Origin of the sequence: Sorangium sp. So ce1014 (genome assembly GCF_051521505.1) — a bacterium.
Classification (GTDB): Bacteria; Myxococcota_A; Polyangia; order Polyangiales; family Polyangiaceae; genus Sorangium.
Genome location: NZ_CP150356.1, coordinates 3,667,223 through 3,679,623, shown reverse-complemented (window position 1 = coordinate 3,679,623; position 12,401 = coordinate 3,667,223). Strand labels below are relative to the sequence as shown.

At 67.2% G+C, this 12,401-nt stretch carries 12 protein-coding genes; 6 read left to right on the top strand and 6 right to left on the bottom strand.

Going from position 1 to position 12,401, the window contains the following annotated elements:
• Positions 1-3: 3 nt before the first annotated feature.
• From WME75_RS14085 to ltrA (WME75_RS14075), 3 genes are all read right to left on the bottom strand, one after another.
• Positions 4-624 carry a group II intron maturase-specific domain-containing protein gene (locus tag WME75_RS14085; RefSeq protein WP_437490619.1) on the bottom strand — a complete coding sequence of 207 codons (621 nt, stop codon included), beginning with the start codon at positions 622-624 and terminating at the stop codon, positions 4-6.
• 7 nt (positions 625-631) lie between these two features.
• On the bottom strand, positions 632-1,885 hold the full coding sequence (gene ltrA, locus WME75_RS14080) for a group II intron reverse transcriptase/maturase (protein WP_437475748.1): 1,254 nt from the start codon (positions 1,883-1,885) through the stop codon (positions 632-634).
• A 506-nt stretch (positions 1,886-2,391) separates the two neighbouring features.
• Positions 2,392-3,180 carry a group II intron reverse transcriptase/maturase gene (gene ltrA / locus WME75_RS14075; RefSeq protein WP_437490616.1) on the bottom strand — a complete coding sequence of 263 codons (789 nt, stop codon included), beginning with the start codon at positions 3,178-3,180 and terminating at the stop codon, positions 2,392-2,394.
• An 898-nt stretch (positions 3,181-4,078) separates the two neighbouring features.
• On the opposite strand from ltrA (WME75_RS14075), the gene WME75_RS14070 reads away from it, so the two are divergent.
• The 6 genes from WME75_RS14070 (at position 4,079) to WME75_RS14045 (ending at position 9,964) form a co-directional block, all read left to right on the top strand.
• Positions 4,079-5,272: an IS1 family transposase gene (locus WME75_RS14070; RefSeq protein WP_437490613.1), complete on the top strand. Its 1,194-nt coding sequence runs from the start codon at positions 4,079-4,081 to the stop codon at positions 5,270-5,272.
• A gap of 69 nt (positions 5,273-5,341) precedes the next feature.
• Positions 5,342-6,580 carry a formylglycine-generating enzyme family protein gene (locus WME75_RS14065; RefSeq protein ID WP_437490610.1) on the top strand — a complete coding sequence of 413 codons (1,239 nt, stop codon included), beginning with the start codon at positions 5,342-5,344 and terminating at the stop codon, positions 6,578-6,580.
• A 179-nt stretch (positions 6,581-6,759) separates the two neighbouring features.
• Positions 6,760-7,098: an IS66 family insertion sequence element accessory protein TnpA gene (gene tnpA, locus WME75_RS14060; protein ID WP_437476348.1), complete on the top strand. Its 339-nt coding sequence runs from the start codon at positions 6,760-6,762 to the stop codon at positions 7,096-7,098.
• The gene (gene tnpB / locus WME75_RS14055) at positions 7,092-7,514 is read left to right on the top strand and encodes an IS66 family insertion sequence element accessory protein TnpB (protein ID WP_437476351.1); all 423 of its coding nucleotides are present in this window, start codon (positions 7,092-7,094) and stop codon (positions 7,512-7,514) included. The genes tnpA and tnpB overlap by 7 nt, the downstream gene beginning before the upstream one ends.
• The gene (tnpC, locus tag WME75_RS14050) at positions 7,511-9,187 is read left to right on the top strand and encodes an IS66 family transposase (protein ID WP_437488108.1); all 1,677 of its coding nucleotides are present in this window, start codon (positions 7,511-7,513) and stop codon (positions 9,185-9,187) included. Before tnpB ends, tnpC begins: the two co-directional genes overlap by 4 nt.
• A gap of 585 nt (positions 9,188-9,772) precedes the next feature.
• Positions 9,773-9,964, top strand: a complete 192-nt coding sequence (locus tag WME75_RS14045; RefSeq protein ID WP_437490608.1) for a hypothetical protein — start codon at positions 9,773-9,775, stop codon at positions 9,962-9,964.
• Positions 9,965-10,002: 38 nt separating this feature from the next.
• On the opposite strand, the gene WME75_RS14040 is transcribed toward WME75_RS14045, so the two are convergent.
• The 3 genes from WME75_RS14040 to WME75_RS14030 are packed head-to-tail and all read right to left on the bottom strand — an operon-like array spanning position 10,003 to position 11,688.
• The gene (locus WME75_RS14040; protein WP_437490606.1) at positions 10,003-10,995 is read right to left on the bottom strand and encodes a hypothetical protein; all 993 of its coding nucleotides are present in this window, start codon (positions 10,993-10,995) and stop codon (positions 10,003-10,005) included.
• Complete coding sequence (locus WME75_RS14035) at positions 10,967-11,368, bottom strand: hypothetical protein (RefSeq protein ID WP_437490603.1); 402 nt, start codon at positions 11,366-11,368, stop codon at positions 10,967-10,969. Before WME75_RS14035 ends, WME75_RS14040 begins: the two co-directional genes overlap by 29 nt.
• A complete protein-coding gene (locus WME75_RS14030; RefSeq protein ID WP_437490601.1) occupies positions 11,365-11,688 on the bottom strand; it encodes a hypothetical protein in 324 nt (107 codons plus the stop codon). Before WME75_RS14030 ends, WME75_RS14035 begins: the two co-directional genes overlap by 4 nt.
• Positions 11,689-12,401 lie beyond the last annotated feature (713 nt).

Below are 12,401 nucleotides of genomic sequence, written 5' to 3'. Positions count from 1 at the left end.
GCATTACGCAGCCTCCGGGTACTGGACGGTCCCGCGCAGGCGGTGGAGCCCGTGACCTTCGACGAAGAAGTCGCATGTCCAACCCTCGACCTCACCCGCGCGCAGGTTGCGCCCCTTGCGCTTCTTGAGGAAGTCGCGGAGCCGCCGCCACACGTAGCTGTCGATCTGGTTGAACTTGCTCGTCGCGTTCCCGGTGCGGAAGTAGTTGCCCCAGCCGCGCAGCACCGGGTTCAGAGCGCGGATCAGCACCCGCACGTCCTTCACCCCGTTCCTGGCTCGACCGGTCAGCTCCTTCACGCGCTGCCGCACCCGCTTCATGCTGCGCTGAGAGGGCCAGCGCTGGAGGAAGTACACGCGCCGGCGTGACTGCTCCCAGATCGGCCCGCTCATGCGCTTGCGCAGGTAGCAGCCGAGGAAGTCGAAGCCCTCCTTGCCCAAGGAGAGATCCACCCGCCTCGTCTTATCCGGGTGTAGCTCCAGCCCGAGCCGCGCGAGCACCTCGCGTACGCGCCTCTCGGCCTGCTCGCACGCCGACCTCGTGGCGCACATGACCACGAGTCGAGTAGCCCGGGGGAATCGCACCCCCGGGCCCTCCCAGAACCGGACGTGAAGCTCTCGCCTCATCCGGCTCCTACGACCCAGCCTCGGGCCGGACGCCGAGCTGCCACAGGACGAACAACTTCGGATCCCGCTGCGCGATGCGCCCCAGCCAGTGCATCGACGCGCGCTCTCGACGTCGCAGCCGCTTGTACTTCCGTCGCGCCCATGCTGCGAGGGCCTCGTTGAGATGGCGAAGGACCTGGACGCACTTCGAGCGGTAGAACCGCCCGTAGTAGTTCATCCAACCCCGCACCACCGGATTGACGAGCTGCGCGAGATCTTCCAGGCGCTGGTTGTTCCTGGTCGACGCCATCCGCCATCTGCGGATGGTCTCGCGGACCGCCTTGGCTGCCTTGGTGCTCATCGCTGGCAGGAAGCTCACGAAGTGCTTCCCCCAGCGATTCTTCGCCCGTCGAGGTTGGAAGGTGTAGCCCAGGAAGTCGAACGCGACGTGCTCGAACTCCCCGCACCGATCGTCGTCCTTGCAGTAGACGATCCGGGTCTTCGTCGGATGAAGCTCCAGACCGCACTGCTCGAACCGACGACGGATGGCCTCCAGCACCATGCGGGACTGCCGCTCGCTCCTGCAGTGGACGATGGCATCGTCCGCGTAGCGCTCGAACGGGACGCTCGGGAAGGTCCTCCGCATCCAGTGATCGAACGCATAATGCAGGAATAGATTGGCCAACAGCGGACTGACGACCCCGCCTTGCGGCGTGCCCCTCGTACGCTGCTCCACCGTGCCATCCGGCTTCTGCACGGGGGCGCGGAGCCACCGGGCGATGTACAGCCGGATCCAGGGGTTGTCCGTGTGGTGCGCCACGGCGCGCTCGACCAGCTCATGGACCAGCGCATCAAAGAAGCCCTTGATGTCAAGGTCGATGATCCAGTCGGCGCTCCAGCATCGTCTCCTCGCCACCGCCACCGCGTCGAGCGCCGACCGACCGGGCCGATAGCCGTACGAATCCGGATGGAACATGGGCTCCACGACCGGATCGAGGACCATCTTCACGACCGTCTGCGCCACGCGGTCCCCCACCGTGGGGATGCCGAGGGGACGTGTGCCTCCGTTGCCCTTCGGAATCTCGACGAGCCGCACGGGCGGCGGAAAGTACGAGCCCGACGACATCCGGTTCCAGACCTTGTAGAGGTTGCCCTTCAGGTCCTTCTCGAACATCGCAAGCGACTCGCCGTCCACGCCCGCTGCGCCTCGGTTCGCCTTTACCCGCTGGTACGCATCCCAGACGAGCTGCTTCGGAATGTCGTAAGGCTTCGCCTCAGACATGGGCTCCTCCCGTTGCCGGTTGACCCATGCCCGCGGCCAGGTCGTTGGGCCCCTTCGCTCCGCCCGCGTTACCAGGCTTCAACGCTACTACGAGCCCATCCGCCCCTGCGCCCCGCATCGGTACTCTTCCCCCTCGTGGGTCCACCACTCGGAGTTCTCCCTTCGCATCGGAGCGACAGGTTCCCACGTTCCGCACGAGAGCCTGAGCCGGGCTCGCGCCGCCTTCATGCCGGTCACCGCTCGGGCAGCAAGCAGGAATCCCCCGAGCTTTGTCCCAGGCCAACGACTGGAGCCTGGTTTCGATGACGTCCCTACGCTTTCGACACGTCGTCAGCGGTTCACTCACGTTCGCCTTCCCGGCTCTCACCTGACGGGTTTGTCCCGCCTTTTCCGTGAACGCTCACCACCCGGGCCATTGGGCCCAAGCAGCTTCCGGTGGTTTGGGACCTGGCCCTGCGACCCGATCCCGAGGGGTCCTCCCTCATCTCTCGTGCAGCAAGGCTGCTTCAGGCGGCCATCAAGGCCTCCTTTCCGCGCCGTCGTGGCGCACAGTCGTCCGCGTAGCGCACCAGCGTGCCCAGATGGGCACCATGGCGCTCCCACGCCACATCGAGCACGTGCAGGAAGATGTTCGAGAGCAGTGGAGAGATCACGCCGCCCTGCGGTGTCCCCGAGAGCGTCGCTATCTCCCGCCCCTCTTCCATCACCCCGCACCGGAGCCACTGCCGCAGCAGCTTGAGCACCCGCCGATCCGAGACGCGTCGCTCGACCAGCTTCATCAGCTTGTCGTGGTCGATGCTCCCGAAGTAGTCGCGGATGTCCGCGTCCAGGACGTGGTTGCCTCTGCGAGCTCCCAGCTTGCGGAGGGTCTCCAGCGCCTGCGTCGCGCTGCGGCGAGGCCGGAAGCCGTACGAGCTCGGGCGAAAGTCCGCCTCGAAGATCGGCTCCAGCACCAGCTTCGCCGCCATCTGCACCACCCGGTCCCGGATCGTCGGGATGCCTAGCGGCCGCTTCTTCCCATCGGCCTTCGGGATGTACCGGCGCAGCACCGCTGCCGGCCGGTACGTACCTGCTCGCAGCGTGACGCCGAGCTCTTCGAGGAAGCGCTCCACGCCGTGCTGCTCGATATCGGCGAGCGTCTGAGCATCGACACCCGCCGCACCTCGGTTCCGCTTCACCCGCTTCCACGCTTCCGCGAGGACGTCACCCCTCGCGATGCGGTCGTACAACGCGTGGAACCGGCGCCCCGGATGCCGCTTGGCCGCGACCCACAGCCGGCGTTGGAGTTGTCGCACTTTGTCCATGGGCTCGCGCCCACGGGGGTGATTGGAGCCGGTCCTGCCGGCCATGCCCTCGCGCTTACCTCCTCGACCGACGCGACCACCGCAGGGGCCTCTCCCTCCGACGGCGTTGTTCGTCGCGGCCATCAACGGTACTACGGCCCCCTCGGACTCCCGCTGCGCAGCGCTCGATTTCACCTTCGGCTTATACGAGCCACCTTGCCGTGACGACAGCAACGCAGACGGGTCTCCCGTGTTCCGCACCTCTCCTTGAACGCGTGCTGCGCCCTCTACCCCGGAGGGACCCGTCGCGCGTTCTGCTCCGGACTGCGGCGCGACGGACGTGGCCTTCGCCGTTGCATGCGCGGCTCGGCTCCCTCGTTGTTTGTCTGTCGAGGCGGCAGGCTTCACTTGATGTTGCGGCCCGCGTTCTTGCTCCCTCCGTAGAGGCATTCGACGCCCCGCTCGGGCCCCGGGGTCTCCCCCGCGAACCTGGGGCCTGCTACCGGGCGCTCCGGCGCTTACCCGGGCGGGACTCGCACCCGCTGGAGATGTGCAGCTTGAGATCGCTCTCTCGCCCCGCGGACGGGGATAAAGATTGATCTCGTCACGACGCACCATGCTGTGACGCTACCACGAGCGCCCCGCTGTCCGTTGGCGCCCACGTCCGACAACGCAGAAGAGCCGTCAAACAGGCTCTAATCGCGTCTATCGGGTGTGACAGCGCATGTCCTAACTGCGCGGAAACCCCGGGGAATATAGGCTTTCGGTGCTACCTTGGTGGGACAGGCAAAGCGCCCCGCCTCGGCTGGTACCCGAAGCGGGGCTGCGGAACGCCGGATGGTGGCCCACCCGTCGCACGTCGCACGTCGCACTGCGATCATGGGCTCGCGTCCGGAGAGGTGCAAGGCCCATGGCGAACATGCTCTCGGCAGAGCGGCGGCTAGAGGTGCTCGCCGCGCTCGTGAACGGCACCAGCATCCGCGCCGCGTCGCGCATGACCGGCGTCCATCAGGACACCATCGGTCGCTTCGCGCAGGCCATCGGCGAAGGCTGCGCGCGGCTCCATGACCGCATGGTGCGCGACCTGACGTCCCCGCTCGTGGACATCGACGAGATGCACTCGTGGTGCGGTCGCCGGCAGATCCACGTGGACCCAACCAAACACGACGCTGCGACCAGCGGGGAGCAGTGGACGTGGGCCGCCATCTGCCGCACCAGCAAGCTCATCATCGCGTGGCACGTCGGGAAGCGCGACCAGGAGAGCGCCGATGCTCTCGTCGAAGACGTGCGCGCGCGGCTCGTGGTGATGCCGCAGATCACCACCGACGGGCTCGGCCTCTACGCGCAGCCCATCGCTGCGAACTTCGGGCGCGCCGTGCCGTACATGCAGACGGTCAAGAACTTCAGCGCGCGCCCTGGGAAGCCGGGGACGTCGGAGACGTTCGCCGTCGCGCGCGGCGTGGACTTCATCCAGAAGCGCGCCGTGTTCGGGACGCCGGACCCTGCGAAGGCGACGAACTACGCGATCGAGCGGAGCAACCTCACGGCGCGGCAGTGGAACGCGCGGCTGCGCCGCCGCACGCTCGCCTTCTCGAAGAAGGTCACGCGGCACCGCGCCGCGATCGCGTTGCACTACGTCTACGTGAACCTCTGCCACATCCCGCGGAACGTGCGGATCACCCCCGCGATGGCCGCGGGCATCACGGACACCGTGTGGACGCTGGAGCAGCTCAAGGTCGCCGCGCTGGCCGAACCCGCGGGCGAGAAGCCCGAGCCGCAACCGCTCACCATCCCGAAGCCGGAGGGGGCCGCCCGGGAGCTTCCCGCCGGGCGCGGATGGCTCCGCGTGGTGGACGGCGGAAGCCCCGGCGCGACGCCCACGCCGCAACCGCCGCCGCAGGTGCCCAGCACCGCACCGGCAACGCCTCCGCCGGCTCCCGTGCCCGCCGCCGCGGTCCCCGAGACGCCGGCCGCCGTCGAGCCAGCAGCGGCTCTCACTGAACCCTCGCGTCAGCTCGACCTGTTCGCGTGGCGCCCAAAGCCGAGGACGCTGGTGCAGCTGTCGCTGTTCGGGGATCCTCCCATCGAGCCGGCCAAGGGATAGCAACCGCCCCCCACGAGCGACGCTCGGACTGCATTGACGCCGGAAGCGCGCCGCAAGAGGCTCCGCGTCATGAGGGGCGAGAAACGGGCGGCAACGGTGTTGCTCTGGGCCACTGTTGCGGCTGCGTCTGGAGGTTGCGCGCAGATCCTCGGCGTGGACTGGTCCAGTTACGCGCAAGGCGACGGTACGAGCGGCATGGGCGGCTCAGGTCCAACCGGCGGAACCGGGGGCGATGTCAGCGCTGGAGGTGCCCACGGCAGCGGCGGAGCGGACGGCAGCGTCGGAATGGTAGGCAGCATGGCAACCGGGGGCGGCGGGGGCGACCCGGAGTGTTCTGCTGGCGAGGTGAAGTGCTCGGGAAACACGCCGCAGCGCTGCATCGACGGCCGGTGGGAGGACGCAGAGCCGTGCCCAGCAGCAGCGCCCGCGTGCGGCGCCGGGAAGTGCGTGCCGCGGAGCTGTGTTGGGCTAACTTCGACGTGCGGGCCAGCGGGTAACGAGAGCTGCTGCGCGACCGCGGACGCGGTGCCTGGGGGGACGTTCGTCCGGGACAACGATACGGCGTATTCAGCGACGGTGAGCGGGTTCTCGCTGGATCGGTTCGAGGTGACAGTGGGTCGTTTCCGGAAGTTCGTGGAGGCGTATCCCGGGAGCAAGCCGGTGGCGGGAGCGGGGGCGCATCCGCTGATCGAGGACAGCGGGTGGAATGCGGATTGGGCGAGCAACCTGCCCGCGGACGCAGCGGCGCTGAAGACGGCGGTAAAGTGCAGCTCCCAAACGTGGACGGATGCAACCGGTGATCACGAGCGCCTGCCGATGAATTGCCTGAGCTGGTACATGGCGTTCGCGTTCTGCGCGTGGGACGGGGGCCGGTTGCCAACAGAGGCTGAGTGGCACTACGCGGCGGCGGGAGGAGATGAACAGCGCGCATATCCGTGGTCGAATCCGGCAAACTCGACGACGATCGACAGTATTTATGCAGTGTATGACTGCACCGGGGACGGGTCTGCATCCCGCGCGTGTGGGTTCAGCGATATCCAGCCTGTCGGGTCTCGGTCGACGACGGGAGATGGGAAGTGGGGGCAGGCGGACCTGGCCGGGAATATGTGGGAGTGGGCGCTGGACTGGTACGCAGATTACCCGAGAGAGTGCAGTAATTGCGCCAATACGACCAATGGCTCGAACCGGGTTCGCCGGGGCGGGGGCTGGTACTACGATGCATCGTACCTGCTCTCTTCCCGCCGCAACAACGGCGACCCATCTTACCGCAGCGCCTACGTCGGGGTCCGGTGCGCAAGTACACCATAGCAACGAGCCGAGTCCACTCCGCAGCTCAGTTCTGCTGCCCCTCGTCACGGCGGCGCTCTCCGAAGCGCCCACGGAGCCCCCGAAGCCGAAGGCGCTCAAGCGTAAGCGCCCGGCCAAGGGCATCGTGACCGTCCGCGTGGCGTCGGTTACCTGTTCCCATCGCGACGAAGGAGGAAGCGATGGCGACGAGAATGGAGTGGGCCGAGCGGGTGGGTCGATGGGAGCGGAGCGGGCTGAGTGCCGAGAAGTTCGCGCGCCGCGAGGGCTACAAGCCCAAGCAGCTGTACTGGTGGCGCTGGAAGCTGCGGGCTGATGGGCCCGCGCAGCCGGCGCCGTCGTCGCTGGCGGAAACGCCGCGCTTCCTGCCGGTACACGTGGTGACCGACGCATCGCCGGTCGCGTCGGAGCCGATCGAGATCGCGCTGCCCAACGGGCGGGTGGTCCGCGTTCGGCCGGGCTTCGACCCGGCCACGCTCGAGCGCGTGCTGGCGCTCGCTGCCGAGGAGGTGCCGTGCTGACGCTGCCGCCGTCGGTGCGCGTGTACGTCGCGGCCGAGCCTACCGACCTGCGCAAGAGCTTTGATGGCCTGTCGGTACTGGTCGCTCAGTGCTTCGGAGCCGATCCGCTCTGCGGCCATCTGTTCGTGTTCAGGAATCGGCGAGGCGACCAGGTGCGAGTCTTATTCTGGGACCGCACTGGCTACGTGATTGTGGCGAAGAAACTCGCCCGCGGCCGATTCCACCTTGCCCGCGACCTGCCCAAGGGAGCGACCCACATCGAGGTCGAGGCGGCCGAGCTGTCGCTGATGCTCGAAGGCATCGACCTGTCGCAGGCCGTACGGCGCAAGCGCTGGAGGCCCGGCGTGAGAAATTTCGACGCGTCGAAGCAACGCTTGATGGATGCGCGCGGGATAGATATCCAACGCGCCACGTGAGCAGTCCCCCTCCGTCCCAAGCACAGCTCCCCGCCGATCTGGCCGATGTGCGACGCAAGCTCGAGCAGCTCGCGGCCGACGGGCAGGTCGCGGCGCTCATCGAGCTGGTACTCGGGCTTCTGCTCCAGCTGCGCGACAAGAACACCGCGCTGTCGGCGAGGCTCGCGAGCGCGCTGCGTGAGCTGTACGGCCGCAAGAGCCAGAAGGTCTCTACCGAGCAGCTGATGCTGCTGTTCGCCGAGCTCGGCGCCCAGACGCCGCAGGGGGGCGGTGACTGCGCGCCCTCGTCAGACCCTAGCGCGGAGGCTCCTGAGCAGCCGGGGCAGGGGCTGGTGCCGCAACCTCCTGAGCCGCCGAAGCCGCCGCGAGGACGGCGTGGGCGCGCGCCGCTTCCCGCACACCTGCCGCGCGAGACGCGCGTTGTGCCCGTCGCCGAAGCCGAGCGGAAGTGCCCGCAGTGCGGCGCGGACAAAAAGTGCATCGGTCACCGTACGAGCGAAGTTCTCGAGTTCGTCCCTGCACAGTTCCGGGTCATCGAGGAGCAGAGGGAGAAGCTCGCCTGTCCGCGCTGTCCCGAGCAGGGGGTGACGACGGCGGACAGCGAGAAGGTGATGGATCGGGGTCGCCCGGGGCCGGGGCTGCTCGCGAGCATCATCGTCGAGAAGTTCGAGGACGCGATGCCGCTGTATCGGCAAGCGCAGCAGTATGCCCGCTTCGGCGTGTCGCTGTCGCCGTCGACGCTGGGTGAGTGGTCGGCGTTCGCACTCGATGTGCTCGCCTCGGTGGCCAAGAGGATCCAGGAGCGCGTGCTGGGCGCATGCTACCTGCGCGCCGATGACACCGGGATGCGCGTGCTGGATCAGGATCATCCAGCGGGGGTGAAGCGAGGGCACATCTGGGCCTTTGTCGGGGCTGGGCTCGTCGCCTTCCTGTACGCACCGGACTGGAGGGCGAAGCATCCGGCTGCCCAGCTGCAGGGCTTCACCGGCTACCTGCAGGGCGATGGTTATGCAGGGTACGGCGCGATGTTGCGCGGAGACGACGGTGGCGAGGTGATCGTGCCCGAGGAGCGCCGGCTCGGCTGTGGAATGCACATCCGCGCGAAGTTCGAGAAGGCGGCGAAGGGCGGCGACGAGCGAGCCGCTGTGGCGCTTGCGTACTTCAAGGCCATCTACCGCATCGAAGCTGCCTGCAAAGCTGAGGCGCTGTCCGCGGAGGCACGCCTGACGCGCCGGCAGGCGCTGTCGCTCCCCGTGCTCGAGGAGCTCTATAAGTGGATTCACGATCTGCACCTGCGGCTCGTGCCAAGTACGCCGCTATACGTCGCGACGCTGTACGCCATCAACCAGGAGGCAGCGTGGCGGCGCTGCTTCACGGATGGGCGCTTCGAGATCGACAACGGTGAAGTCGAACGGCGAATAAGATGTGTGGCGCTCGGAAGGAAAAACTACTTGTTCGCGGGCTCGGACAAGGGAGCTGAACGCCTCGCCGTCGGCTACACCGTATTTGGCTCGTGCCGGATGCACGGAGTCAACCCGCTCGCCTGGGCGACGGAGGTGATCGGCAAGCTGCAGGCGGGCTGGCCGCGCGAACGGCTGGACGAGCTGCTGCCCGACGCGTGGGCGCGAGCGTCGCTCGCGGCTCCGGCCGCCGGCGACGCCGACGCGTCCTGAACGACGCGGACCTCAATCCTCGCCGCCGGGGGTCCGGGGGGAAAGCTTCTCGCCGGCCCTCTCGTGTCCGCCCGCGTCTGCCCGGACCATCGGTAGGCGCCGCCCCGCGCCCAGCATCGTCGACCCCGGTGAGAGCCGCAAGGGGCCGCGCCCATGGCGATGGCTGGGCGCTTACGCTCAAGCTCCCGGAACCGCCCGCCGGAGCGCCCACGGCGCCGGCGAGGGCCCTGCCGAACGCGCGCGGGTTCCTGCGGCTCGTCGGGAGTGCGCCGGCTGCGCCTGTGGTCCCTACGGCGCCCGCGGAGGGCAAGCCGGAGCCGCCGCCGTCAGAGCCGCCGCCCGCGCCGAAACCAAGGCGGATGGAGCAACTGAACCTGTTCGGAGATCCCGAGCAATTCCCGCTTGTTTGTGGATCGGCGGCGTGTTTTACTACGAGATGTCGCGCGAGGTAGAGCTTCGTCGCTGCGGAGAGCGCAAAAGAGGGGGCGCTAGGACAGCAGGTGTCATAGCCGAGCAGGCTCGTGCTCCTCCGGCGGATCCAACAGCACGTCGTTGTTGGAGCCGACACTTGAGAGGAGGCACGGCATGAGAACTACAGAATCCGCACACGACGCATTGCTCGGCGCGTCACGCGCGTTCGCCAAGGCGGCCGGGCGTTGCCTGAAGGAGAAGACGCCAGAGGGCAACGAGCAGGCTGTCAAGCTGTTAGAGGCTAGTGTGATGGCGTTCAAGTTTGTCGCCAGAATTGCGCACGAGAAGAGCGACGGGAGCCGCTAAATCTTTCGACCGACGAAGGCTGGGATCGCGATGCGGCCTCACTCGAGTGAGGCGTCGGCTCGACGCTTCATAACCCACTGAACCTCGCCGGTTCGTGGGTGAGTGTCGCGACTCAAAGTTTCCCTCAGCCGTACCGCTCTCCCAGCGCCAAGTACCCACAGCGACACATCGGCTTCGACGGTCTTACGAAGCTTGCCGAGCTTCGCATCTATCCGCGCATACATGGTCACCATGCCAGCGCCAGAAACAATCGTCTCCGACGCGCTCTCGATCACGGTCTTTGATTCTATGTGACCATATCCAGGCTTGGTCGTGTGATGCGGCGACGCAGTGATTCGCGCGACGCTCATTGGGACCCATCTAATCTTGCCGTCGGCGCGAGTGTTACCAATTGCGGCCTTGCACTTATACAGAGGGAATGTCACCTTCTCGCCCGTCGCCGAATGCACGTACATCTCGAAGCGTAGCGAGAGCTGAAGTGCGTCATGGCGGCCTCCCTCGCTAACAATGCATTCGCGCGGCTCAATATCTGGCACGGCCTCGACGGGAGCCAGCACCCTCATGAGGTCCTCCCGCGTTGCAGTTCTAGCAGCGTTTCCCTCCCGCCATGGCACCTCCCTGGTAGGCTCGCTTAGGCGAGGGTATTTTAGTACGTATGGCGCTCGCGACGTGTCAAAACGGAGCGCAACAACCGACACGTCGCCGACTGGAACGACTAGATTTATGAGCAAGTCAGGGGCCAGGCCATCGAAGTGCGACTTAAAGATAGCGAGCCATGTCGACAACTCGTCGTCTGTTGCGCCTGGTACTGTGGCACTCTTGTCATGTATCCCGATTATCCACAGTATGGGACTGCCGCCAGCGGAGTTGGCATGACCGGCGATCTGGCGCGAGAATTCGTATCGTTTCTTGTCCGTGTGCTCTGGCCACTCGCGCTTAAGCTCCACCAGAGAGTCTTCGATGGGAACTCGGCGTTTGACGCGATCGGCGATGTCAATAACCCTACGCTCCAGTTGCGCATGTGTGGGCATGCTCGTCTGGTACCGGAAATCGGCACACTCTGGTAACTCGCCGCCCGTACAGCGACAGGCGTTCAGGGTGTGGCTGTTGCTGGTTGGGGGAGAGGAGGGCGCGATGATGGCGGGGAGAGACGGGCAACTTGTCGTGCCGAACGAAGAGCCGATCGATCGCGTCGAGCGCTTGGATGGCGCCGAGTGCCTGCTGGGCCGCGTCGCGCCCGCTCTTCGTCTTGGCCTCGATGAGGGCATCGAGCACGGCAGCCCAGATGCGGCTGCGGTTCCAGGGGCTCACGCCTGGGAAGTCGGCCAGCGCAGGAACCTCGCTGGCGATGAGGGACAGGTCCTCGTCGGCCAGGACGCGCTTCTTGAAGTCGGGGCTGCTCATCGGCGCCACCTCCGGATCTTGAGCGCCAGGACTTCCCGGGCGATGCGCAAGCGGCTTGCCGCCGTGCCCGGGCTCATGCCGCGCCGCTTGGCGTACGCGACGAGCGACTCCGGGTTGTCCACGGAGAGCAGCGCCTCGGCCTGCCACGGCGGCAGGCTCGCCAGCGCCTCCAGCACCTCGCGCGCCTGGAGCTGCGCTTCGAGGCTCGGTCCGACGGGCTCGCTGAGCCTGCCGAGAGGCTGCGCATGAAGCACCGCACGCCGCACCCACGCACTGCCGAGGTAGTGCCCGTCTTGCGCCAGCTGATGCCATACAACCACGCGCGCAACGCCTTCCTGGGGTCCTGTGCGGGGTCGGGTCGGTACCTTCCACCCTTCACGGAGCGCCACGCGCCCATGAGCACCTGCTGCTCGACGTCGGCTCGATCGCGCGACGGCACGCCGCTGGCGATGAGCACGGCGAGGATGACCGAGCGCTCCGCGAGGATCGCCTCGATGCTCGGTCGCTTCCTGGGATGTCGTGCGGCAGGCGGGCGGCGAGCCCCCTTCCGCCGCCGCGTCATCCAGACCTCCGGCAGACGCTGCACCTATCGGCTGCGGCAAGCCCGCCGAGCATTGCTCGACGGGGACGCCGGCCGCCTTGGCGGCGCGCATGGCCATCGCGAGCGAGCCGCCGTCATGGCCCTTCACGATGTTGCGGAGGGTGCTCCGCGAGACGCACATGACGTCGGCCAAGCAGTCCCAGGTGCCGTACGCGGCGCGCAGGTTCCGCAGGGTCGCCCGGAGGCGCTTGCTCTGTGTGGGTGTAAGGGAGAGATGTGCGCGGCGACGTGCGAACGCACGTCCGCCTTGCCCGCCGTCATGGGGGATCAGGTATAACTGCACTTGTTCGGCTCCGTGTAAGCGGATGTCGGACCACACAGCCCGGTCGGTTGGCGCCGACGCGGGCTGCACCTATTCCGGCAGAGCCTAACCGCTCATGCGCGACACGGAGTCAAACTAGGGCAGAGGAAGCCTAATTAGGGCACCACCTG